This is a genomic window from Oscillatoria sp. FACHB-1406 (genome assembly GCF_014698145.1).
GTDB lineage: Bacteria > Cyanobacteriota > Cyanobacteriia > Cyanobacteriales > Spirulinaceae > FACHB-1406.
In genome coordinates, this window is record NZ_JACJSM010000002.1 from 61244 (window position 1) to 85079 (window position 23836).

Consider the following 23836-nt stretch of genomic DNA (forward strand, 5'->3'; position numbering starts at 1 on the left):
TAGAGCGCCAGTTGGCAGACAAGCTCTTGACAAAAATCCCAAATTGTGCAGTGCTAGCTGCCGAACTTGTTAATTCTCCATCGTGGCATCATCGCTCTCATCATCGCCCTCTTCCGTAGGGCCGAGCAGCATTTCAAGTCGCTCTCGCGACCAATGTTCGGTCGGATAAGCGACTGCTTCGATCGAGCAAAGGCGTATTAACCAAGTCGTGCGTCGGTAGGGTATTGAGGGCGATTCCGGTTCTTCGTCCTCTGGAACGGAAAGGGCTAGCAGTTCGACAAATTCGCGATCGAGATGAATCGGAACTCCCGAAAAACTATCGCTATTCGTTTCTAACCAAACATTACTGCCGTGTTGCAAGGCTTCTTCAAGACGGCGATAGAGAAGATTGGTCTGCCGAGCCGGTGCATTCTTCACCAGTCTTTCAAAAAGCTTAGGCCATTCCATCATTATGTTTTATAGAGGTTATTCGCACCTCTAGGCATTACTACTTTTTAAGAAGCGATCGCGCTTTATTTTTCCCAGAGCAAGCGCGAAAAGAGTGATTTTTCAGCCGGTAACTGCTGTTGTATTCTACACCGATCGCGCCTCGTTTTGCGATCGCTCCAGCCCCAATTGCCGTAAAGCGCACTCCGCCGCGCGTTTCTCCGCTTCCTGTTTGCGGCGATCGCACCCAACCCCATACAATTCCCCTTTCACCCGCACTTCTGCGGTGAATTCTTTAGCATGATCCGGCCCGGACTCATCGATAATCGAGTAAATTGGATTTTCTTTATACCGAGCCAGCGCCCATTGTTGAAAGCGATTTTTAGAATCGATTAAACTTCGCGCTTCCAACTCATTTTGGGGGAATACTAAAGTATCGGCTACCGATCGCAGTAAGGGTTCGACATAATCTTTAACTTGTTCGATTCCCACTTCTAAATAATACGCCCCAATTAATGCTTCAAAGGTATCGCTCAACAACGATGGATTATCCCGTCCGCCATCTTTTTCTGCCCCTCTTCCCAATCGCATCCGAGCGCCTAACTCAATTTTTCGAGCGACTGTTGCGAGGTGCTTTTCATCCACCAAAGACGAGCGCAGGCGCGTTAATTGCGCTTCGTTGACGTGCGGATATCGCTTGAACAAGAGTTCTCCCACAACGAATCCTAACACCGCATCGCCGAGAAATTCTAAGCGTTCGTTGTCTCTGCCTTGCAGGGGGTTTTCGTTCGCATAGGAGCGGTGCGTTAAGGCTTGTTTTAGGAGTTCTTCGTTTTGAATAATCGGCAAGGTTCTTTTCATTTCCTTTGAGTTTGACGGTTTGCTAAAATCCTGTAGCAGACCGTCGTGTATATCGCTCTCATCTTTAGCCGCGAGTTAAAGCAAGTTCGAGATGTTTTTCGGTTTTAACTAGGGTAATTTTACCCTCTGCGGCTACCGCTTCGACAAAGCATTTGAAACATTTAAACTTTTTACCATCTTTGCTGGCAATCGAAGCAACACCTCGATAAAGGTTGTTCGTTTTTCTCATCATAGAGTCAACTCGTCCCAAACAACCCGACTTTTTTGATTGTAACACTTTTTCGACCGCTTGTTGCAAGCAATTAACGGCATCTAAATAGGAAAGTTGTGAGGGTTGGGAGGTCGGTTCGAGAAAGCTTTGTTCCAGTTCTTTTTGAGAGAGGGAGCATTCCAGTCTATCTAAATCGTTTAACTCATAAAAAAAGGTTGCGGCTTCTCGGAGTTTTTGAGTCGCTTTAGAATTGCCAATCGCGATAACTTGATTACCTTCAGCGCGCAATTCTTTAAGAAGCCGTGAAAAGTCCTCATCGCCAGAAACTAAAATAACTATCGATTTACTTGTTTTTTTCAAAACTTGTTTTCGGCAATCTTCAATAATTTTGCGATCGACCTCATTTTTCTTTTCGTCGGGAACGCTCGGGCATTCAAACCCAAGCTCGTAAAAACTTTTATGATAATCTTTTGATTCCTTGCACCAATAGGCGTAAGCTTTGACAATTTCCAGTGTGCCTAACTGGCGAGCAATCGTGAGAATCTGCTGAATCAGTAGTGTTGGGTTGCTGTGTTTCGGGAAGCGTACATTCTGAGCATCCCAATAAAGAAAGACAGGATGTTCTTCCGAGCTAGATGGGGCGATCGCATTCATCTGCTATTGTCCTCCTAGAGGTAGATTGAGAGAACAACATCTCTTCAAAACCGCAGTTACTCTAAACCCGTCCGATACGACGATAAATCGTTCGGATTAAGGCGCAATTACCAAGACTCTAAACCTTACCCTTACTCTACTTTCGGTGTCGCTTCGGCACCTTTGAAACTTCAAACTTCAAAAGTTGCGGAGCAATACAAGCTGTTGCCAGGATTAGGCTGATGTTATTCTATTATTGGCTAGTTTATACACTGTTATTTAATTTGTCAAGAGTTAAATTAGAACTAGCAGTAGGGCGCGCGATGCCTCAATTCCCGGTCTGCTATCCAGAATTTTTTAACGGTTATTTGCCATGATGCGCTACTGTACAAATCCCAGTTGTCCGAATCCATTCAATCCAGAACATCATAACTTTTGTAGCGGATGCGGTTCGTCAAAATTCGATCGCGTGTTTCGATCGCGCTACCAAGTGCTGGGAGTCTTAACCTCAAATCAATTCGGTAGAAGCTACGAAGCGATCGATCGCGATCGCCTGCACGAACCTTGCATCATCAAACAGTTAACGCCAGACCAAGCGAGCGCAAAAGAGGCAGAACTATTTCAGCGCGAAGTCAGACTTTTACAAACCCTCGGCAAACAACCGCAAATCCCTCAACTCTTAGCTTATTTCCAGGAAGGACAACATTGCTACTTCGTCGAAGAATGGATAGAAGGAACATCTTTATTAAAAGAATTACAGCGAGATGGAGCCTTTCACGAAGCCAAAATTTGGCAGGTTTTAAGCGAACTTCTTCCCGTCCTGCAACTGATTCATACCCAAGGCATTATTCACCGCAATATTAAACCGGAAAGCATTATTCGTTCGACCCGAAACGGTCGTTTAGTTTTAGCAAACTTTAATTTAGCTAAAGATTTGGCAGGAGGAAATTATCAAAGCGGAACGAAAGTGGGAGGCGAAGGCTATGCCCCCAGAGAATTAGCCAGCGGTCAAATTTTGCCCTGCGGCGACTTATACAGTTTGGGCGTAACTTGCTTGCGCTTGCTAACGGGGTGCTTGCCGAGGGAAGATGGGAGGGACGATCTGCGAGATGGTGCGCGCGATCGCTGGTTATGGCGAGAGAACTTACCGCGTGGCATTCAAGTCAGCACTCATTTAGGACAGGTTTTAGAAAGATTAACCCAAGAATGCTACACGCAGCGTTACAGTTGTGCGAGGGAAGTCTTAGCAGCAATGGCTTCGCGCCCCACCGTGCCTCAAACCGCCCTCGAAACCCCCCAAAACGCATCCCCAAATCTTCCTCAACCCCCACAAAATGTAACGGTTCCTCCCCCCAATAAACCCGCAGAAGGCGATTACAGCCGCCTGCAACAGTTTCTCGCTGCCCAGCACTGGCAAGCGGCGAATTTAGAAACGATCGTACTGATCCTGCGCGTTGTCGGGCGCGAAGCCGAAAGCGAGTTAACCGAACAGGATATTCAAAACTTTCCCTGTACGGAATTGCGCGCGATCGACGGCTTATGGACAAAATATAGCAACGGACGTTTCGGTTTCAGCGTTCAAAAGCAAATTTGGCGCAATTTAGCCCTTGAAGGCAATGAAAACTTTGAAACGTGGGAACGTTTTGGGCATCGCGTCGGCTGGCGGGTTCGCAAGTGGGGACTGTTAGGAAAACCGATTTGGCAATCTTGCGAAGAAATGAGTTTTAAATCGAATGCACCGAAAGGTAATTTACCCCGCGTTGGCTTTTGGTTGTCGGTGCTGAAGCGGTTTGAAGAATGCGAACTTTAATAAGATCGTTTCGGGATACAGAAGTAGGGACGTTTCATGAAACGTCCCTACTCGCCGATTGAAGAGATAAAGGAAGACTTGTCCCCAGGTCTCTCTTACGCCCATAATGGTAGGCGTTAGCCGTCCAGATCTCCGCCATGAATCGCCGTTCCCCTATTTCGATCGCGCTTGCCCTCGTTCTCGCCTTACTCTTAACCGTAGGGGGAATCTGGTACTTCTTCTTCTCCAAAGCGCCCCTCCAAATCCTCTCGGGCGGCGTACAAAAAAATCCCGAAGCCGCGATTTTTGTCCCCAAACAAGCGCCCGTTGTCGTCTCCCTCCTCGTGAATCCCGATGAGTTAGAAGCCTTCGCTAAATCGGCTTCTCCCTTCCGCAAGCGCGGCAAAGCAGGGGAAGAGTTCGCGAAGTTAGAACAAGGATTGCTGGCGAACGCAGGGGCGGATTATGCCAAAGATATTCAGCCGTGGTTGGGCGATGAGGTGACGCTGGCGCTGACGGATTCCGATTTCGATCGCAACTCCACCAATGGCGAACAACCGGGCTATCTCATTGTAGCGGGATCGAAGGACGGCGCGAGAGCCAAGGAATTCCTGCAACTGTATTACTCTAAAGATGCGGCGGCGGGAAAATCGGAGCTTGTGTTTGAGGACTATAAGGGCGTTAATCTCATTTATCGCCGCAACTTAGCCGATAGTAGCACCGCTTCGGCGAGTGCGGTGGTGGGCGATCGCTTCGTTCTCTTTGCCAACCACCTGCGCGTGCTTCGCGATGCCGTCAACAACGCCCAAGCCGTCGAACGCAACCTCGATCGCGATCCAGTCTACCAAAAAGCGATCGCCACCATCGACGATCCCCGCATCGGCGTAGCCGTCGTTAACCTCCCCGGTTTAGCCGCTTGGATTGCCAAGCAACCCTTACCTCTCGAATTAAAACAAACCCTTACCGTCGTCCTTTCCCTCAATCCGCGCGGTTTGGTAGCGCAAACCGCACTAGCAGGCTTGACAGGAGATACGAACGTCGCCCCCGCTTTGTCGGAGCCGGTAAAAGCGCTGCGCTACATTCCCGCCCATCCGATTGTAACGGCGGCGGGGACAGACTTTCAGCACTTTTGGGAGCAAGTTTCAGCAACCGTCGCCTCCGAACCCGCCTTCGCTGAATTGCTCGATCGCAATATTGCCCGTTTGAATGAAGTATTCGGCGTAAACGTACCGGAAGAAATCGCAAGTTGGGCGCTGGGCGAGTATGCCTTTGCGTGGTTGCCTTCGGTGGAAAAGGAGGTTTTAAATTGGGTGTTTGTGGTGGAAAAAACCCAAGAATCCCAAGACGCGATCGCGCGTTTAGATGAACTGGCGAAAGCACGCGATTTGAGCGTGGGAAATTTCAACTTAGACGGGCGAAAAATTGCCGTTTGGACGAAACTGGAAGCCAAGCAAGGCGAGGCAGCCACGCGCTTAGAAGCAGCAGTTAAAGGCGTGCATACCGCAACGGAAAAGTACGAAATTTTTAGCAGTTCCCTCGATGGTTTGACGCAAGCGTTAAACGATACCGAAAGTTCGCTGCTTGCGAGTGCAGAATTTAAAGACGCGATCGCATCTCTGCCGAAAAAGAACGACGGCTACCTATACATTGATTGGAACCAAGGTCAAGATATTTTTGAGCAAAATATTCCCTTGTTTCGCGTCGTTGAATTTGCCGGACAGCCCTTATTCCGAAACTTGCGATCGCTCGTTCTCAGCAGTAACGGACGCGAAAATGGGATCGGGCGCGCCAGTCTTTTCCTCAATCTCGGTTCGTAGTCGGGGGGACTGGGTGACTGGGTGACGGGGAGAGGGAGAGAGAGTAAAAAGTAGGGTGCGTTAGCGAAGCGTAACGCACCATTATTTTGAGAAATAGCGCTTACATTATGCCCTCAAAACAGAAAGTAGGGTGTGTTAGCGAAGCGTAACGCACCATAATATCGAGCAATTACAGGAGTAGGATTTCAGCCCAATCTAAAAAAAGAAAAGGAGAAAGCGCTTTCCCTTAGCAACCTTCCCCTTCTCAATTTTCAGTCAATCCTAGACAGGAGCGAGTTGCACGATCGAAGACCGCGTGTCAAAAGACTGAACTTTTCCGACTTTTTCGAGGTCGCTGACAATACGATTTAAAAGTTCTGTTGCGCGATCGCGGTGTTGGTTTTCTCGTCCTCGCAGGCGAACCTGGAACTTAACCAAGTTTCCTTTACTCAGCCATTCTACAGCTTTCTTGATCTGAATTTCATAATCGAACTCACCGATATTAGGACGAAGTTTTACTTCTTTGACGACAGTTTTTGCCGCCTGTCCCTGACGTTTCTTTTGTTGGTATTGATGTTTTCCGTAGTCCATAATGCGAGCTACGGGAACTTCTTTGCCTTCCGAGACAACCACGAGGTCGAGTCCGACGCTCTCAGCAAGCTTAAGTGCCTCCCGCGTCTCAATTAAGCCTCGGTTTTGTTGTTCGTTATCAATTAACAAAACGCGATCGGCTTTGATTTCGCGGTTAGTGGGTTGTTTTTTAACGATAATGCGTTCCTCCTTCCTTTCAAACATAGGTTTTCGCACCCTACCAGCTTAACGCAGAATTCCTCGTTCGTTGAAGCATCGTTCTTCGCTTGGGAGATGGAGTGAGGGGGAGACGGCGCTTCGACTTCGCTCAGCGCACCGGGTGAGGGGGTGAGCCAAGGCTTCCAGCTTTTAGGAATGCTCATTCTTCGACCCGTAGGGTGGGCAGCGCCCACCAGCCAAGGCTTCCAGCTTTTAGGAATGCTCATTCTTCGACCCGTAGCGCTATATGAGTACAATAAATAATTTCACGCATGAAAAGTAATGGGGGTCAACCATGACCGAAGTTTTAGACAGCAGACCCTTCTACCACGGTACAAAAGCGGATTTGCAGGTTGGCGATTTGCTGACACCAGGGTTTAGGTCGAACTACAAGCCCGAAATTATCATGAATCATATTTATTTCACGGCTTTGGTTAATGGGGCTGGACTTGCCGCAGCATTAGCCCAAGGCGACGGAGACGAACGAGTTTACATCGTTGAGCCTACTGGGAAGTTTGAAAATGACCCGAACGTCACGGATAAAAAATTTCCGGGCAATCCGACACGCTCTTATCGCAGCAAAGCACCTTTAAAAATTGTTGGTGAAGTAACAGATTGGGTGCGACAAACCCCTGACGAGATCCGACAATGGCGTGAAAAGTTGGCAAAGATCGAAGGCGAAATTATTAATTAAATTCTGAGGTGCTAGGGCTAATGAGACCAGTTCTCATTGATTTTGCACGATTCCCGAAGAGGGCATAACAGTGTTATGCCCCTACAGATAATAATTGAGTGCATCAGGAAACTCATACCAAATTGATGTGAAGCTTCATAGAATCAAAAGTAGGGTGCGTTAGCGAAGCGTAACGCACCATTATCTTAGCCAAAAATTGAGAAGCGTCAATTCTGTGCAACGTCATATTCAATTGGTATCAGCAGATTCTCTATTCGCTGGATAGTCAAATCTAGCCATCGCCGAGATAATTAGGACAAATGTTGGTTAGGGGCGAATGGCATTCGCTCGGTTTTTGGCAGATCGCACCCTCTTTACTGATGTGTCTATTGCTACACATAAAAAGACAATATTACTTTATCTTGATTTTTGACTAAAAAAGCTTGTTATTGCGTCAATACAAAGGCTTTATCGGTTTCAAGTGATATTGTCTTTTTTGCGATCTGAGATGTGTTGACGGGAATCGGTCGTTTTTCGGCACGATACCCAAGACAGGGGGAGCGCATCGTTTTTTTGGGGGGGAGGCGAAATGGACGCAGCAGTAAGGTGTTGGGGGTTGGTTGGGCGGTGGCGCGATCGCTCTCAATTTCGATTTTGTATCATCGGTTTGCGAAGGATCCGGGAAATGGCTGAAACCCGCATTCTTTCGTTCTATCCCTCGATACCGCTCTGGGTCTGCGATTTAGCTATTTTTTAACACTTGCTGAGGGGTTGGAAGAGGTACAATAAGGTTATCCTTCGCAAACGCCCTCTAGAACCCTTTCTGAGGGAGGGTTTGAGAGGGTAGCCTTCTCCACTCGCTGGAGAAACCTATTGAATGGAAACGCAAATCCCATCCGCGTAAACGCCGCGAATCTCTTTCTTCTCCACTCGCTGGAGAAACCTATTGAATGGAAACGGCTTTCGCTCCATAAGAGCTTAACTTGTTCTTCGATCTTCTCCACTCGCTGGAGAAACCTATTGAATGGAAACCCATGACCATTCCTTTTAGAGGAGACTTAAGCAGTTTTCTCCACTCGCTGGAGAAACCAATTGAATGGAAACTGGACAGACAGCGCCTCAACGCTTTTTATGAGTTGTTTCTCCACTCGCTGGAGAAACCAATTGAATGGAAACTCGCCAGACCGTTTACTTTATCAACTCGGTCAACTTCTCCACTCGCTGGAGAAACCAATTGAATGGAAACACAAAATCCAGTAATTCAGAGCTTTCGTCGTCAGATTCTCCACTCGCTGGAGAAACCAATTCAATTGAATGGAATCAAATAAAAACGTAGGGGCATAGCACTGCTATACCCTCTTAATTTTTCGACTTAAAAATATTTGCTAACGAACGTCATTCTCGATCGAATGAGGTTCAGAATACCAATTCTCATTGATTTTGCACGATTCCTGAAGAGGGCATAACAATGTTATGCCCCTACAGCACAAAATTTAGTGCATTGCGATTGAGAATTGGTATAACCCGTTCTCATCGATGTTATGCCCCGGAGAGCAAAAAATTTATGTACATCGCGATTGGGAATTGGGATTACCTGAAACGTGAAAGTACGGCGATAAACGCACAAAAGTTTTGGCTGGTGGACGCTGCCCACCCTACGAAATTATCTGTAGAGACGTTGCAAGTCAACGTCTCTACAGGCGATTTTTCAACGCTTATTTCAGTAACATTCATCTATATTTAAATAAAACTGCATTGATTCGGCGATTATAATTCAATCAAACACCGCAGCCGTTTTTCTCGCTGAACATTTCCGCACGCTTTGCTAAAAATTAGCGCCGATAATTCACAATTATCAATTGTCCATTGTCCATTATCAATTATCAACCCATGCCTGCTCGTTCGGGATACACTTTACCCGTTTTTGCTTGCGCTGCGGCTGTCGCTGCACTGCAACACCTCAAACAGTCCCTCGCCCCAAAATCCGTCACTCTCGATTTGATTTCGCCGCCGCAATCTGCGGAAATTCCGATCGAACAGGTGGCAAAGTTGGGGGAAAATTGCGCTTTAGCGATCGCGCGTAGCGATCCCGGCGATAATCTAGATTTAACCAGAGATACGCCGATTTGGGCGATGGTGGAATTGCAGCAGTGTCAGCGCGATTCCCCCGAAGAACAAGTCGAAATTCGCGGCGGTGAGGGGTTGGGAAGGCAGGAAAATGCTGGGGGGAAGGCGGCGATTTATCGTTACGCGCGCCAGGTGTTAACAGAAAATTTGCAACGCGGCTTGACCCAAACCGAGCGCGTTGTCGTTACGATTATTTTACCGGAAGGACGACAGTTAGCAGATCGCACCTCGAATGCAGCTTTTGGGGTACTCGAAGGACTTTCGCTGCTGGGAACGACGGGCATTTCGCAGCCATTGAGCGCGCCGGAGCAATTGCAAGCGTATTTGGAAGAATTAAAGGAGAAAGCCGCCCGATTTGAAGAATTAACCTTCTGTATCGGCGAAAATAGCCTCGATTTGGCGCAACAATGGGGGATAAAACGCGATCGCATCCTCAAAACCGCGAATTGGCTCGGGCCGATGTTCGTCGCCGCCGGAACCCACCAAGTCCAGTCTATCCTCTTAATCGGCTACCACGGCAAAGCGATTAAACTCGCGGGCGGAATCTTCCACACGCACCACCACCTCGCCGATGCCCGACTGGAAATTTTAACCGCCCACTGTGCTAACCTGGGATTGCCAACAGCGGTTTTACAACAAGTGTTTTCCAGCGCGACAACGGAGGACGCATTGCAGTTGTTACGAAAATTGGACTCACCCGAATTATCAATTGTCTCTCGAGTTTATGGCGCGATTGTCGAGTCGATCGATGCCCGTGCCAGCGACTACATTTTGAAACACAGCGAACAGCGGGTGCGGGTGGGTTCCGCGATATTTGACCGCGATCGAAATATCATCGCAAAAAGTCAAATCGGGACAGCATTATTTTCAAAAATGTGCTAGCATGGTCTGAATAAGTTAAATTGCCTACCTATTTTAAAGTTCTCGATAAGAAGGCTCTTTATCCCGCTCTTTTTTAAGGGCATTAAGGCAAGCCAGTTCTTTTTACTCACCTCGCTTTTCCTGTTATTAATACCGCTCCATTATGGGATTCCTTAATTTCAATTTAAGGAAGCTCTTCAAGGTATCCGTGCAATGTTTGTTGCTCCATTTCCCAATCGAGGAAAGATGGGGGAAGTTCGACATATCCACTAACTCTTTCAGCCAAAGCGCGCATGACTACACAAATCACTCAGCCCCTCCAAGACAGCGAAGATACATTGCCTTCGGAGTCTTTAGAAAATCGCATCGATCGCCAAATGATCGCGATCTTGGACTTTGGCTCTCAATACTCAGAATTAATCGCGCGCCGCATCCGCGAAACGCAGGTTTATTCAGAAGTCCTCTCTTATCGAACCACCGCCGAACAACTGCGCTACCTCAACCCTAAAGGAATCATCCTTTCCGGCGGCCCCAGTTCGGTTTACGATGCTTACGCACCGCAGTGCGACCCGCAAATCTGGGAACTGGGAATTCCGATTTTGGGGGTATGTTACGGAATGCAACTGATGGTGCGGCAACTCGGCGGCACAGTCGAACGAGCCAAACGCGGCGAATACGGCAAAGCCGCTCTCAAAATTGACGATCCCACTGACATTTTCACCAATGTCGGCAACGGTTCGACCATGTGGATGAGTCACGGCGACTCCTGCACCGAACTGCCCGAGGGGTTCGAGGTTCTCGCCCATACCGATAATACAAGCTGTGCCGCGATCGCCAACCGCAGCGCCCACCTCTACGGCGTGCAATTTCACCCCGAAGTCGTCCACTCCACCGACGGACAAGCCCTGATCCAAAACTTCGTTTATCATATCTGTCGCTGCGAACCGACTTGGACGACAGAAACCTTTATCGAAGAAGCAATTCGGGAAGTGCGGGCGCGCGTTGGCGATAAGCGCGTGTTGCTAGCGCTATCTGGCGGCGTAGACTCCTCAACGCTCGCCTTCTTATTGCACGAAGCGATCGGCGATCGCTTAACCTGTATGTTTATCGATCAGGGTTTCATGCGTAAAGGCGAACCCGAGCGCTTAATGGATATTTTCCAAAAGCAATTCCATATCTCTGTCGAATATGTTAACGCGCGCGATCGCTTCCTCAAACAACTCGAAGGCATCACCGATCCCGAAGAAAAACGCCGTCGCATCGGCCACGAATTCATCCAAGTCTTTGAAGAAGAATCCAACCGCCTCGGCCCCTTCGACTACCTCGCCCAAGGAACCTTGTATCCCGACGTAATCGAATCCGCCGATACCAACGTCGATCCCCAAACCGGAGAACGCGTCGCCGTCAAAATCAAAAGCCATCATAACGTCGGCGGACTCCCCGAAAACCTGCGCTTTAAACTCGTCGAACCCCTGCGCAAACTCTTTAAAGATGAAGTCCGCAAAGTCGGTCGTTCCGTTGGTTTGCCCGACGAAATCATCCGCCGCCATCCCTTCCCCGGCCCCGGACTCGCCATTCGTATTGTCGGCGATGTCACCGCCGAGCGCTTGAACATCCTCCGCGACGCAGACTTCATCGTCCGCGACGAAATCGCCAAACAAGGCGTTTACAACGACTACTGGCAAGCCTTTGCCGTACTGCTGCCCGTTCGTAGCGTCGGTGTCATGGGCGACCAACGCACCTACGCCCACCCCGTCGTCCTGCGGTTCGTCTCCAGCGAAGACGGAATGACCGCCGATTGGTCGCGCGTCCCTTACGACTTGCTCGAAACCATTTCTAACCGCATCGTTAACGAAGTCAAAGGCGTAAACCGGGTAGTGTACGACATTACCTCGAAGCCGCCTGGAACCATCGAATGGGAGTAGGGATGCCGTTCGGCTGGTAAAATTTCAATTCCATTGTCCGGTTTGTAGGGGCGGGTTTACTTAAAATCGATTCAATACGTCAATACGCGCGATCGAATCGAGGAGAAAACCCGCCCTTCCTTTACGATTTCGTATCCTAGGGGCATAGCGCCTTGCTTTGACCTATCACCTAACGATAGTTATAGCCGCAGGGCAAGCGTCAGATCGCAAGCTCAATACGCGCTACAATAGGCTCCTGAATAAATCTTAAGACCCAAGTCCTTATGCTAAATCCCAATCTAGAGGACATCCAACTCACTAAAGAAGAATACGAACGCTACTCGCGTCATATTATTTTGCCCGAAGTCGGACTCGAAGGGCAGAAACGCCTCAAAGCCGCTAGCGTTCTTTGCATCGGTACGGGAGGACTCGGATCTCCGCTCCTACTCTATCTCGCAGCAGCCGGTATCGGGCGCATCGGGATCGTCGATTTTGATATTGTCGATGCCTCGAACTTGCAACGCCAAGTCATTCACGGGACTTCTTGGGTGGGCAAACCGAAAATTGAATCGGCAAAAAATCGCATCCTTGAAATCAACCCCGCTTGTCAGGTGGATTTATATGAAACCCGCCTTTCTTCGGAGAATGCCTTAGAAATTCTCGCGCCCTACGATGTCGTTATCGACGGGACGGATAACTTTCCGACGCGCTACCTCACCAACGATGCTTGCGTGTTGCTGGGGAAACCTAACGTCTACGGTTCCATTTTCCGCTTTGAAGGGCAAGCGACGGTCTTTAACTACCAAGATGGCCCGAACTATCGCGATTTGTATCCCGAACCGCCGCCGCCGGGAATGGTTCCTTCTTGCGCGGAAGGAGGCGTTTTAGGCGTTCTTCCCGGTATGATTGGCATTATCCAAGCTACCGAAGCGATTAAGATTATCTTAGGGAGCGGCGATACCCTCAGCGGTCGCCTGCTGCTGTACAATGCCCTCGATATGAAGTTCCGCGAGTTAAAACTGCGCCCGAATCCCGAACGTCCAGTGATTAAGGAGTTAGTCGATTACGAACAATTCTGCGGGATTCCTCAAGCTAAAGCACAAGAAGAACAAGAACGTAAATCGATGGAAGAGATGACAGTTCGGGAGTTGAAAGACTTGCTCGATAGCGATGCGGATGATTTTGTTTTAATTGACGTTCGCAACCCTAACGAGTACGAAATTGCTAAGATTCCGGGTTCGACGCTGGTTCCGTTACCGGATATCGAACAAGGTTCGGGCGTGGAAAAGGTGAAAGAATTGCTCGACGGTCGCCGTTTAGTCGCCCATTGTAAAATGGGAGGACGTTCGGCGAAAGCGTTAGGTATCCTGAAAGAGCATGGCATTGACGGGATAAACGTCAAGGGCGGTATTACGGCTTGGAGTCGGGAAGTTGATGCTTCAGTGCCAGAATATTAGAGAGTGAATAATGAAGAGTGAATAGTGAAATAATTTTGAGTCCAGAGAATTAGAAACTGAATTTTTTGCTATTCACTTTCTCGATTTCGTAGAGCTTTGTTTACTGCTTACTGTTCTTTTATGAGCAACAATCGTTTAAAACAACTGTGTCTTCGTACCGTGCGTCTCGGAACAGCAGCAATTCTTCCAGCAGCGATTGTGGGAGAAATTGGGTTGGGGACGGCGCGTGCGGCAGAGAATAATCCTTTTGCAATTTGCGCGGCGGAGTTGCGCGAAACGGAGGTGAGTGAAAGCGAAGCTTTGGAAGCTTGTGCTGAATCCTTGGAACCGGACGATTTATCCTGGTGCGTTCTGAGACTTTATAACTCAACGTCCGTGGATGGAACCTCGGCGCTGCGGTCTTGTTTTCGGGCGCGCCGACCGGTAGAATTAGCGACTTGCGCGATCGATATTACGCGCGCTTTTCAAGAACAACCCAGTTCGGGAACTGAAAATATTCAAGATATTGCTTTGTCCGCCCTGGATGGCTGTCGGCGCAGCCTGATTCCCAACCGATTTGCCGATTGTGCGGTAGGTTTAAATCGTCAAAGCGATTTTTCGCAAACGAGTATTTTAAATGCTTGTATCGCCGCCGAAGCCTTCCCGCCGACTTTATTCCCCAGAAGCGGAAGCTAACGCTGGGAAATAGGTTGTTTTAACCGCTATGGATGAGGAAAGATTATGTACGCCTACGTCCTGCCCATTGAAGTTATTCTATTTCAACTGGTGATTCTCGCGATCGCGATCGCGGTGGAAGCAGAAGTCTTCTACGACCGATTTTCGTTAACGCGCCGACAGAGTATAGAATACTCGACTCTCCTTAATGTCTTTTCCAGTATTGCGAGTTGGATTCTCTTTTTTATTTTACAGGGAGTGCTGCCGGAATTTTTGCGGCTAGAATTGATTAGCTATGTCTTTTTGAATCATTTTTACCGAGCAGTCAATGCTTTATCGATCCCTTCATTTTTAATGATTTGCGGGATTGTCAACTTCATTTTTGTTTGCATCGTTGAATTTTCAGGGACGTTAATCTTGCAGCGATTAGCCCCTTCCGCCGTACCCGTCACTACGCCACAAATTCCGAGCTATCAGGCAGCTAAAGCCTCAAAGAAAAAAAGAAGTGGCAAGAAAGAGATTAACTTAATGACGGCTTTAGTGATGAGCGATCCCCATAAAACAATCGCAATTTTAATCGCTAATACGTTCAGTAGTGGGTTAATATTTCTGTTTTTTTGTTTACTGGGTTTATTGAAATAGGGGCGCTCGTATGCTGAAACAATTAACAAATATTTTACAGCAAATTGTCGATCTCCTGAAGTTATTTCTGGATCGCTCGGTTAAAACGGGAAAAAATATCGGCGATCGGGGAGTAAAGTTTGGCTCTCGATTAAGACCGAAAAAACTAAGATCGTGGCAGAGTATGATGTGGGGTAGCGCCGGAGTGGGGTTTCTCTCCTTCTTCGCTGTCGGAATTCTCGCCGTATTTGCAACCCTAGGCTGGCAAATTTTTCTGCTGATCGGTTTGTATTGGCTGTGCAAAGAAGTTGCAATAACCCTAACCCCGTGGATTCTAGCGGCGCTGATTTCGGCTTTTGCTTACATTAACTTGCGATCGATAGATAGCCTTTCCCCTGGCGTTGCCAATTTCGCGATCGTTGCCTTCCCGATAATAGCCGCAGCTTTCATTGTAATTCCCAGCTTGCGCGATCCCGAAAGAAAGCACGCCCTAAAATGGAACAATATTCTCCTCATTGTCGGCCTCCATTTGCTCTTAGCCTGTTGGATTCAACTCCACTTCATTCTGCAAGGTTGGTTGAGAGATTATCCGACTTTTGTAGCAGAAGATTTAGGGCAGAGTGCCTATGCGGTGAAAGTTGGCTGGCAGCAAGAAGATGCTCCAACGAGAGGGACTGCAATTCTCGATGGTATTGGCAATGAGTTAAAAGCGCAACTCAATAATAAATCGTGGAATGCTCTTCCGCCCCTGACTGCGAAGAATTTGAACGAACGGATTGAAAATATTAAAGAAGCGGTGGGGGCAGGTTTAACTTCGCCAGCAGAGAATGAGTTATGGAAAATTCAAACCGATATTACACCCAAAAATAACGGCGCGATCCTCTATTTAGAGGCGCTTTGGGAAGGCCCTAAAAATCAACTCATGAGGATCGATAGTGCTAAATTGTGCGAGATCGATCGCGCTTACTCTGAAGTTAACAATTTAGACGAACCCGTTGCTTTGGTTGAATGTCAGCCCGCTCGCAAGGCCGATCGACCTCCGGCGAAGCAAGGATAGTTAATGGATAATGGATAATGGATAATGGATAATGGATAATGGATAATGGATAATGGATAATGAAATGCTTTTTGTGATTGCAGAGTCATTATAGAGACACTCCTTAACTTGAGGAGCTACAGTAATAGATAGAGTAAACGGCTCTTTCAGTATGAATACATCTCTTAAAGCGCTAGGGCAGTTTGCTATTCCTTTGCTGTTGCAAACTGCCTTAATTATTGCTATTCCCGCCCGAGCGATTTATACGCAATTATCCGGTAAAACCGCGATTTTGCAAACGATTGCTGTCGATCCTTACGACCCATTACGCGGCTATTGGCAACAGTTGAGATACGATATTTCTCGCCCGGAAAATCTCGAAAAGCTTCCCGGCTGGGCAACAGTTTTAAGTCCGACGGAGAGGGGCGAAAAACGCTTGCTCGAGAGAACGCGAGTTTATGTGATTTTGCAAGAACCCGCACCTTTAAAGGGGAAGAAGAACTTGCAGCCGCAACCTTGGAAAGCTGTTGCTGTCAGTCGCGATCGCCCTTCGGATTTGCCGGAGAATCGCGTTGCGCTGGAGGGGATTTACAACAATGGCTGGATCGATTACGGTTTAGAGCGCTACTATTTGCCGGAAGATCGGCGCGAGGAGGTGAATGGGGCGATCGAAACAACGCTTCGCAAAGCCCAGAAAACGCGCCCGATCGCGGTTAAGCTCAAGGTAGACGAACAAGGACACTCGATCGCGCAGAGTCTATGGGTGGGGGAAAGCGAGTTTCAGTTTTAGAGGGCGCATTGCCCTAATTAGCAGGCGTGCTTTCCGGTGGCGATGGGCTGGGCGACGCGCTAGACGGTAGCGAAAGATCGATGCCCGGGCCGCGATCGTAAATTTCGAGATCCCACTGACCGGAACGGTTAGCTTCATAAGCCACAAAGCGACCATTCCCGCTAATGGTGGGATGGCGAACCTGCCCCAAACGGTTTTGGGTGAGATTTTCGGCGCGGGAGGAAGCGCGATCGTAAAGCCAGACATCCGCTTTGCCCGATCGCTCGGAGATATAGACAATGTAGCGTCCGTCGGCACTGATGGCCGGTTCGTCTTGGAAACTTCCCGCTTGGTTGAGTTCGGGGAGGGGTAGCAATCGCCGCTGCTGGAGGTCGTAGACAAAAATTCCTCGGGCCGGCCCGCGATCGGACGCGAAGGCGAGATAGCGTCCGGCGTAGTCAAAACTGGGCGATTGCTCTGCGGTTGTGGTATTCAGGGCATTAAAAGGCAACCCCACAGTCTGAGTCGGGGGTGTAATGAAGCCGCGTTCTTGACAGCTAGTGCCGAGGAGAAAACCCGCGAGAACGGCTAGAATGACTGCTCTCCGGAATGGCTTCGGGACGATCGCGATTCCATTCCACATAAGGACTACGCAAAAATTGAGCCGACAGCTTCGCCCTTTAAGGACGACCTAATACTCTATCATAGGGGAGTTCCGTTGAGGAGCGAGCAATTAGCACTAGGCCGTCGAAATCAACCGACAATCTCTCCCAAAGCGGCAGCAAGTATCAAACTTCTTCGGCAACAGAATCGGCTAAGGGAATCGAGCAGCAGTTAACATCTTGGAGACAGACTTTTCCCCATTGCAACGCCCAACGGACGAGGGAAACGCGATTTTCCGTTTTGGTTTTCGTGAGGATGTTACTAATATGATTATCGACAGTCCGCTTGCTGATTTCCAGCTTTTCAGCAATTTCATGATTTGTTAAACCACTGGCGACTAAATCGATAATTTGAACTTCTCGCTCTGACAGCGTAACGGGAGCGCTGGTCGGTTCGTAATTCATTAAGGCTCGCTCCTTTTTCTGATTTTCACTTGAGTTTCCGTTGTCTCTAATTGTAAACCGATTGACCGGTTAATGCCTTTTTATTTGTTTTAATAATTGAAAGGGAAACTATAGTTTTGCTTAGGAAATAGTCTTCCATAAGGCAGAGAATATAATCTCATTTATTTTAAGTTTACGCCTCGCTCTTTGGATGGATATCGAGGGTTTAGTTTTGAGTCCATTAAATCTTAAGGTATAATAAAAGCTCGTTCTTTAAGAGTAAAAAAGTAGCGAATGCTTCAAAAAGAAGCCCTGCAAAAATTATTAGAAGCGGTTGCCGAAGGAAAAATCGAGCCAAGGGCCGCTGTAGAAAAACTCAAGCATTTCGACTTTGAACCCGTGGGTGAGTTTGCGAAGATCGATCGCCATCGCGCTTTACGAAACGGCTTTCCTGAAACGATTTGGGGGCCGGGAAAAACGCCAGAACAAATCGTGCAAATTATACAAGCAATGCGCGATCGCGGCTTGGAAAGTCCGATAATGGCAACGCGGATTGAAGCGGAAACCTTCGCCCAGTTGCAGGCGAAAATTCCCGATTTGCAATACGACCCGATCGCGCGCTTCTGTTTCCTTCCCGCCCCCTTAACCGCGCCAAAGCCTCCCGGTATCATTGGCGCGATCGCAGCAGGAACAGCAGATTTTCCCGTCATCCGTGAAGCCATCTTAACCGCCGAACTGCTCGGTTACACCGTCCAACCCCTAATCGATGTTGGCGTAGCGGGGATTCACCGCTTATTAAGCAACCTGCACGTCTTAGCGGGAGTGGATGTGGTCATTGTCGCGGCGGGAATGGAAGGCGCATTGCCCAGCGTTATCGGCGGATTAGTCGATTGCCCCGTGATTGCCGTTCCGACTAGCATCGGTTACGGCACGAGTTTCGGGGGCTTAGCGCCACTCCTCACCATGCTCAATTCCTGCGCGTCGGGAATAGCAGTCATGAACATCGATAATGGCTTTGGCGCGGCAATTTTAGCTTGTCAAATCCTGCGAACGGCGGCTAAATTGCAGGATAAGAACCAAGACTAAAGAGGAAGACTTTCGCTAGCATCCGCAGCGGGTTCTTCAGGAACGGCGAGTTTCTTACTTCTCGATTCCAACCACATCGGTAGCGCGATCGAAAAGGCAGCGATCGCAAGGGCGACAACACTAAATCGCGCGACGGAGTGAATCAGTTCGTGCAGCGGCACAATCCTTCCTAAAAAGAAGGATAACGTTACCATCGTTGCTGCCCAAACCGTCGCACCGCCAAAATTACACGCTAGAAACTGCGGATAAGGCATTTGAGCAATTCCCGCCATCGGGCCGGCAAAAATGCGCAACAGGGCGATGAAGCGACCAAAAAAGACCGCTCTCGGTGCATTTTTAAGAAACTGAGCTTTGACTTCTAGCAGTTGAATTTCCGGAATCCGGAACAGCCTGCCGACGCGCACCAATAAAGGCCAGCCCCCAACCTTCCCAATCCAATAGCCGAAATTATCGCCCAACACAGCACCACAAATGGCACTTGTCAAGACCCACCAATAATTTAGCTCGCCGCTTCCTGCCAAAAAGCCGCCAACGAGGGTAATTGTTTCACCCGGGAGCGGCACGCCGGTATTTTCGAGCGCGATGCCCACAAATACCGTCCAGTAGCCATACTCGCGCGCTAGTTCCTGGATTGTCTCCAGGGAAAAAAACTCCAAAGACATCCAAACCGTGCCTTTACAAAGATTTACGTTCTGTTCTCATCTTGACGCAATTGAGGGCAAAGTGTCAATTTCAGCGAACAGGGCTGTTTCCAATGCAGAATGCGGAATTCTTAATGACCGAAAATAATGGGATACAGAGCTACGTCCTTCTAGGACGGCTTTTCAATGCCTACAACTACCATTGAGAATTCTGAACAAGTATACCCTCATTTATTCAGAAGTCTGTCATGATAGTGGAATGTTGAATCTAACCTACGAGTATAAGCTCATTCCCACAGACGCGCAACGCGAAACCTTCGACCACTGGCTCGACATTTGCCGGAAGGTCTACAACTATGCGTTGCGAGAACGAAAGGATTGGGTTAATTCTCGCAAGTGCGATATCAATTCGTGCAGTATCAGACAGGAATACATTATCCCTGCCGATGTGCCACGTCCGACTTTTGCGCGTCAGTGTAAAACACTGGCAGAGGCAAAGAAGTCGATTCCTGAATTGAAACGGCCTCACACTCATGTATTACAGCAAGTGTTACGCCAATTAGAGGCGGCGTTTGTGGCGATGTGGGAACGGGGACACGGTTTCCCTAGATTTAAGAAGAAGATGCGCTCATTTGTGTTTCCGCAATTAAATCTAGAATCCGTGAAACGTTTTGATGGTGCTGATTGGGTCAATTTGCCAAAGATCGGCTTAGTCAAGATGCACTTGTCACGCCCCATTCCTGAAGGATTTGAGGTTAAACAAATTCGTGTTGTGAAACGGGCATCGGGCTACTATGCCATGCTTACTTTGCAATGCAATGTTGATGTTCCTCAGCCCATGCTGTCAGGGCATGGGGTAGGGATTGATTTAGGATTGAATCACTTTTTGGCAACTTCTGATGGTGAGTTGATTGATAGCCCTCGATTCTTTGTGGATGGACAACGCAAGCTGAAATTGCTGCAACGTCAACTCAAACGAAAGCAGAAGGGGTCTAGAAAATCTCGTCAATTACGCCATCAAATTGCCAAACACCACGAGTATATCTCGAATAGCCGCAAAGACTTTCACTTCAAGACGGCTCATCATTTGTGCGACCAAGGGCAATCTATTTTTGCCGAGGACTTAAACCTCAAGGCTATGTCATCGGGAATATTGTGCAAGCACACGCTAGACGCTGGATTTGGTCAGTTTCTAAACATCTTAAGCCATATCTGCTTTAAGCGTGGGACATACTTTACTAGAGTAGACCCAAACGGCACTAGCCAAACTTGCCCCAGATGTCAAGCCCATACAGGCAAGAAGGAACTGTCTGAACGGGTGCATAAATGCTCTGAGTGCGGCTATGAAACACATCGAGATGTTGCAGCGGCTCAAGTCGTGCTGCAACGTGGCTATACAGCGGTGGGACACATCGCCGTGAATTTTGGGGAGGGCAAGTAGCATGAGCTATCCCGACGAACCAAGAATCCCCTCGCCGACCGGCAGGGGAGTTGTCAAAAATTAGCAATCCGGTTTAAGTCGGGACGGGTTCGCCCGGGCGTAACTTCGCCCATTTGCCCGTTTCTTGGGCGAAACTCTCGCAACCGACTACATCCCACTCCATCTCGATATAGTCCTGTCGGGGGCGAATATTGACGTTAATGGAAGGATTTTGCGGTTCAAAGTCGGGATTTTCAGTGACGTGCGGTTGCTGGTGCTGCGTTTCTACGGCGTGGTAGGTATTGCAGCGATCGACGAAATGGCAGTTAACACAAATACACATAGCCGCAACTCAATGAGATTTCTCAAATTCTAACGAGTCTGAGAGGGAATGGGATGAATTAATTGACAATTGATAATGGACAATGGATAACGGCTTGGAGAATTGATAATTGATAATGGACAATGGATAACGTTTTGGAGAATTGATAATGGACAATGGATAATTGATAACGTTCGGAGTCGTTAATTGCTCTATTGATATCAATAGACATCTCCGATAATTATCTTGAAACCCTTGATGCGCCGTACCAAAATCTAAGTTTCTGGAGATGTCTAATGCTCCAATCGCTACGAGCGCACCAACTTAAAATCGATTGGTCTAAGCATTTCATTATCAATTGTCCATTATCAATTATCCATTATTAAAGTTGATACCAACGCTCAAATCGCTACGAGCGCACCAACTTAAAATCGATTGGTCTAAGCATTTCATTATCAATTATCCATTGTCCATTATCAATTATTAAATATGTTGGTTTCGGTGCGCGATCGCGAGAGTAACGGGATTTAAGGGCGAAAATCGCGTTAGTTGAGCGACGGAATGGGAACGAGCGAAATTTAGTTGCAATAGACGAAACTGCCAAGCTGAGGCGCGCAAAACTTCCAGACAAGTGCTGAGATGTTCCACAGTGGCGAAGGCGGCGACGAGAACGCCATCGGGGGCGAGTTGCACTCGGCAAACTTCAAGGATGGCGCGCAGGTTGCCACTGCTACCGCCGATGAAAACGCGATCGGGGGCGGGGAGGGAAGCGAGAATATCCGGCGCTTGTCCTCGAACGGGGAACAAATTGGGAACGGCGAAGCGATCGCGATTTTGCTCGATTAAAGTACATCCGATCGCGGTTTTCTCGATCGCGTAAACCTGCGAATCCGGACAGAGGCGGGCGATTTCCACCGAAACCGAACCCGTCCCCGCGCCGATATCCCAAACGATTTGACCCGGTTGTAAGGCGAGTTCCCCTAAAATAGTAAGGCGAACTTCTCGCTTGGTCATCAGTCCGGGGCGATCGGGAAAACTGTAAAAGAGCGAATCGGGAAGTCCGAAGAGGGGCAGTTGGGAAAGATCGAGGGAACGAACTTCGGGGCGACGCAACAACACGAGGAGATTGAGCGGTGCAAACCTTTCGCCGCGAAGCAGTTCTGGGGAAAAGCAGCGAACTCGTTCGTCGGTTCCGCCCAAATTTTCGCACGTCCAGAAGTCGTAAGCGAGGGGTAAATCGAGGTCGAGATAAAGTTGCGCGATCGCGTCGGGCGTATTCGTGCTATCGGTAAGGATAGCAATCTTATCGCGCCCTTGCTGTAACGCCTCAGTTAGCGCCTCGGTAGAGCGTCCGTGAGCGCTGACGATGCAAACATCCTGCCAAGGCACTTTCAGGCGGTTAAAGGCCAATTGCAGGCAACTGAGGTGAGGGTGAAACGCGATCGCATCGGCAGGAAATTCCTGTAACAGCAAGCGCCCCAACCCAAAAAATAAGGGATCTCCCGTCACTAACACAACAATTCGCTCTCCACGCTCCCACAATCCGCGCAACTGAACCATGCTTGCTGCTAAATCGTTCAAAACGAGACGCTGGGCTGGATGTTGGGGAAAATAACTGAGATGGCGATCGCTGCCTGCTAAGATCGTAGCCTGTTCGACGATCGCCTTAACCGCAGCATTGAGCGAAAGTTGTCCCTCTAAACCAATTCCGACGATATTCAGTTTATTTTCCAACATGGGAGAGGTCATGGGGGGACGGGGGGGTGAATAATGAATAATGAATGATGAATAATGAAGAGGGGGAGACGGGGAGACGGGGTGAGAGAGAAAATCTAATAGTAGTTTAAGTGTTTGCTATTCACAACTCATAACTCATAACTCACCATTCATAACTTCCCCCATTCATAACTCACCATTCATAACTCATAATTCACCATTCACAACTCATCATTTATCATTAACCATTAATCCCTAATTATTCATTATTAATCATTCATTATTCATTATTTAACTATGCTTTGGAACTATGCAACCCCCGGTATTCCCGATGCTCTTTTCGAGCGATTGCCCGGAATTCCGCTGAGTAAAAGAGAAGTGCGCGTACTGCTACTTTCTTGCCTGCGTATGGAATGTAACTCCGTGCTGTGGGATATCGGGGCGGGAACGGGAACGATTCCGGTAGAGATGGGATTGCTTTGTCCGCAGGCTAAAATTATTGCGATCGAACGCGATGAAGAAGTCGCTAACTTAATCCGCAGCAACTGCAATCGCTTTGAAGTCAAAAACGTTGAAGTTGTCGAAGGCAGCGCCCCAGAATGCCTCGATTCGCTGCACCCCAAACCGCATCGCGTCTGTCTCGAAGGCGGCAAACCGATTAAAACAATCCTCGAGAAAGTCTGGGAATACCTCGAACCTTCCGGGCGGATTGTAGCCACAGCGAGTAACTTAGAAACGCTCTACGCTATTTCCGAAGGACTCTCGCACCTGCAAGCCCGCAACATCGAAGTCATTCAGTCTGCCGTCAATCGCTTAGAAACGCGCGGCATCCATCAAACCCTTGCCGCCCTCAATCCCATTTTTATCTTGAGCGGCGAGAAACTCTAATATAATTACAGTTTAAGCTTGTTAATCTTCGATAATCTGGCGTTAACCTTGTTTTCACCCAGATCTTCGCGCAGAAACAGAATACGGTTTCCGGACGAAGGTTATTAGCC

General features: G+C 48.4%; 22 protein-coding genes and 1 CRISPR repeat array. Of the genes, 13 read left to right on the forward strand and 9 right to left on the reverse strand.

All coding sequences use genetic code 11. From position 1 onward, the window contains the following. Positions 1 to 69: 69 nt before the first annotated feature. The 3 genes from H6G50_RS02875 to H6G50_RS02885 form a co-directional block, all read right to left on the reverse strand. A complete protein-coding gene (locus H6G50_RS02875) occupies positions 70 to 450 on the reverse strand; it encodes a hypothetical protein (RefSeq protein ID WP_242032693.1) in 381 nt (126 codons plus the stop codon). Positions 451 to 573: 123 nt separating this feature from the next. Further along, positions 574 to 1287 carry a ribonuclease III gene (rnc, locus tag H6G50_RS02880; protein ID WP_190713137.1) on the reverse strand — a complete coding sequence of 238 codons (714 nt, stop codon included), beginning with the start codon at positions 1285 to 1287 and terminating at the stop codon, positions 574 to 576. 64 nt (positions 1288 to 1351) lie between these two features. Beyond that, a complete protein-coding gene (locus H6G50_RS02885) occupies positions 1352 to 2152 on the reverse strand; it encodes an NYN domain-containing protein (protein ID WP_190713139.1) in 801 nt (266 codons plus the stop codon). 352 nt (positions 2153 to 2504) lie between these two features. Between H6G50_RS02885 and H6G50_RS02890 the strand changes: the two genes are divergently transcribed. After that, a complete protein-coding gene (locus tag H6G50_RS02890; protein ID WP_190713141.1) occupies positions 2505 to 3941 on the forward strand; it encodes a serine/threonine-protein kinase in 1437 nt (478 codons plus the stop codon). Between the two features lie 137 nt (positions 3942 to 4078). Further along, positions 4079 to 5737, forward strand: a complete 1659-nt coding sequence (locus H6G50_RS02895; protein ID WP_190713144.1) for a DUF3352 domain-containing protein — start codon at positions 4079 to 4081, stop codon at positions 5735 to 5737. Between the two features lie 261 nt (positions 5738 to 5998). On the opposite strand, the gene infC is transcribed toward H6G50_RS02895, so the two are convergent. Continuing rightward, a complete protein-coding gene (gene infC, locus H6G50_RS02900; RefSeq protein WP_190713146.1) occupies positions 5999 to 6511 on the reverse strand; it encodes a translation initiation factor IF-3 in 513 nt (170 codons plus the stop codon). Between the two features lie 289 nt (positions 6512 to 6800). Here infC and arr point away from each other — a divergent pair, with 289 nt between their 5' ends. From arr to H6G50_RS02940, 8 genes are all read left to right on the forward strand, one after another. Continuing rightward, the gene (gene arr, locus H6G50_RS02905) at positions 6801 to 7199 is read left to right on the forward strand and encodes an NAD(+)--rifampin ADP-ribosyltransferase (protein WP_190713148.1); all 399 of its coding nucleotides are present in this window, start codon (positions 6801 to 6803) and stop codon (positions 7197 to 7199) included. 828 nt (positions 7200 to 8027) lie between these two features. Next, positions 8028 to 8481: a CRISPR direct-repeat array (repeat unit 22 nt; unit sequence TTCTCCACTCGCTGGAGAAACC). Positions 8482 to 9068: 587 nt separating this feature from the next. Next, positions 9069 to 10187, forward strand: coding sequence for a cobalt-precorrin-5B (C(1))-methyltransferase CbiD (gene cbiD / locus H6G50_RS02910; RefSeq protein WP_190713589.1), 1119 nt, complete (start codon positions 9069 to 9071; stop codon positions 10185 to 10187). Positions 10188 to 10459: 272 nt separating this feature from the next. Continuing rightward, positions 10460 to 12091, forward strand: coding sequence for a glutamine-hydrolyzing GMP synthase (gene guaA / locus H6G50_RS02915; protein WP_190713149.1), 1632 nt, complete (start codon positions 10460 to 10462; stop codon positions 12089 to 12091). Between the two features lie 263 nt (positions 12092 to 12354). Next, positions 12355 to 13527, forward strand: a complete 1173-nt coding sequence (moeB, locus tag H6G50_RS02920; protein WP_190713150.1) for a molybdopterin-synthase adenylyltransferase MoeB — start codon at positions 12355 to 12357, stop codon at positions 13525 to 13527. Positions 13528 to 13647: 120 nt separating this feature from the next. Next, positions 13648 to 14202 carry a hypothetical protein gene (locus H6G50_RS02925; protein ID WP_190713151.1) on the forward strand — a complete coding sequence of 185 codons (555 nt, stop codon included), beginning with the start codon at positions 13648 to 13650 and terminating at the stop codon, positions 14200 to 14202. 45 nt (positions 14203 to 14247) lie between these two features. Then, a complete protein-coding gene (gene fraC / locus H6G50_RS02930) occupies positions 14248 to 14823 on the forward strand; it encodes a filament integrity protein FraC (protein WP_190713152.1) in 576 nt (191 codons plus the stop codon). A gap of 10 nt (positions 14824 to 14833) precedes the next feature. Continuing rightward, on the forward strand, positions 14834 to 15859 hold the full coding sequence (locus tag H6G50_RS02935; RefSeq protein ID WP_190713153.1) for a DUF5357 family protein: 1026 nt from the start codon (positions 14834 to 14836) through the stop codon (positions 15857 to 15859). A gap of 151 nt (positions 15860 to 16010) precedes the next feature. Continuing rightward, a complete protein-coding gene (locus tag H6G50_RS02940) occupies positions 16011 to 16628 on the forward strand; it encodes a GDYXXLXY domain-containing protein (protein ID WP_190713154.1) in 618 nt (205 codons plus the stop codon). A gap of 13 nt (positions 16629 to 16641) precedes the next feature. Here the strand turns inward: H6G50_RS02940 and H6G50_RS02945 are convergent, their stop codons facing one another. Both H6G50_RS02945 and H6G50_RS02950 read right to left on the reverse strand, forming a co-directional pair. Next, positions 16642 to 17250 (reverse strand): PD40 domain-containing protein, encoded by a 609-nt coding sequence (locus H6G50_RS02945; protein ID WP_190713156.1) that lies wholly within the window; start codon positions 17248 to 17250, stop codon positions 16642 to 16644. A 145-nt stretch (positions 17251 to 17395) separates the two neighbouring features. Beyond that, the gene (locus H6G50_RS02950; protein ID WP_347239868.1) at positions 17396 to 17725 is read right to left on the reverse strand and encodes a LuxR C-terminal-related transcriptional regulator; all 330 of its coding nucleotides are present in this window, start codon (positions 17723 to 17725) and stop codon (positions 17396 to 17398) included. A 222-nt stretch (positions 17726 to 17947) separates the two neighbouring features. On the opposite strand from H6G50_RS02950, the gene larB reads away from it, so the two are divergent. Further along, on the forward strand, positions 17948 to 18739 hold the full coding sequence (gene larB, locus H6G50_RS02955; RefSeq protein ID WP_190713161.1) for a nickel pincer cofactor biosynthesis protein LarB: 792 nt from the start codon (positions 17948 to 17950) through the stop codon (positions 18737 to 18739). Here larB and H6G50_RS02960 read toward each other — a convergent pair. Further along, entirely contained in the window at positions 18736 to 19401 is a 666-nt protein-coding gene (locus H6G50_RS02960; protein ID WP_190713163.1) for a DedA family protein, read from the reverse strand. The genes larB and H6G50_RS02960 overlap by 4 nt on opposite strands. A gap of 238 nt (positions 19402 to 19639) precedes the next feature. Here H6G50_RS02960 and H6G50_RS02965 point away from each other — a divergent pair, with 238 nt between their 5' ends. Then, entirely contained in the window at positions 19640 to 20821 is a 1182-nt protein-coding gene (locus H6G50_RS02965; RefSeq protein ID WP_190713165.1) for an RNA-guided endonuclease TnpB family protein, read from the forward strand. Positions 20822 to 20894: 73 nt separating this feature from the next. Here H6G50_RS02965 and H6G50_RS02970 read toward each other — a convergent pair whose 3' ends face one another. Both H6G50_RS02970 and cbiE read right to left on the reverse strand, forming a co-directional pair. After that, positions 20895 to 21143 (reverse strand): Ycf34 family protein, encoded by a 249-nt coding sequence (locus H6G50_RS02970; RefSeq protein ID WP_190713167.1) that lies wholly within the window; start codon positions 21141 to 21143, stop codon positions 20895 to 20897. A gap of 462 nt (positions 21144 to 21605) precedes the next feature. Continuing rightward, positions 21606 to 22871, reverse strand: a complete 1266-nt coding sequence (gene cbiE / locus H6G50_RS02975; protein ID WP_242032694.1) for a precorrin-6y C5,15-methyltransferase (decarboxylating) subunit CbiE — start codon at positions 22869 to 22871, stop codon at positions 21606 to 21608. A 264-nt stretch (positions 22872 to 23135) separates the two neighbouring features. On the opposite strand from cbiE, the gene cbiT reads away from it, so the two are divergent. Further along, the gene (cbiT, locus tag H6G50_RS02980) at positions 23136 to 23726 is read left to right on the forward strand and encodes a precorrin-6Y C5,15-methyltransferase subunit CbiT (protein WP_190713169.1); all 591 of its coding nucleotides are present in this window, start codon (positions 23136 to 23138) and stop codon (positions 23724 to 23726) included. The last annotated feature ends 110 nt before the right edge of the window (positions 23727 to 23836 follow it).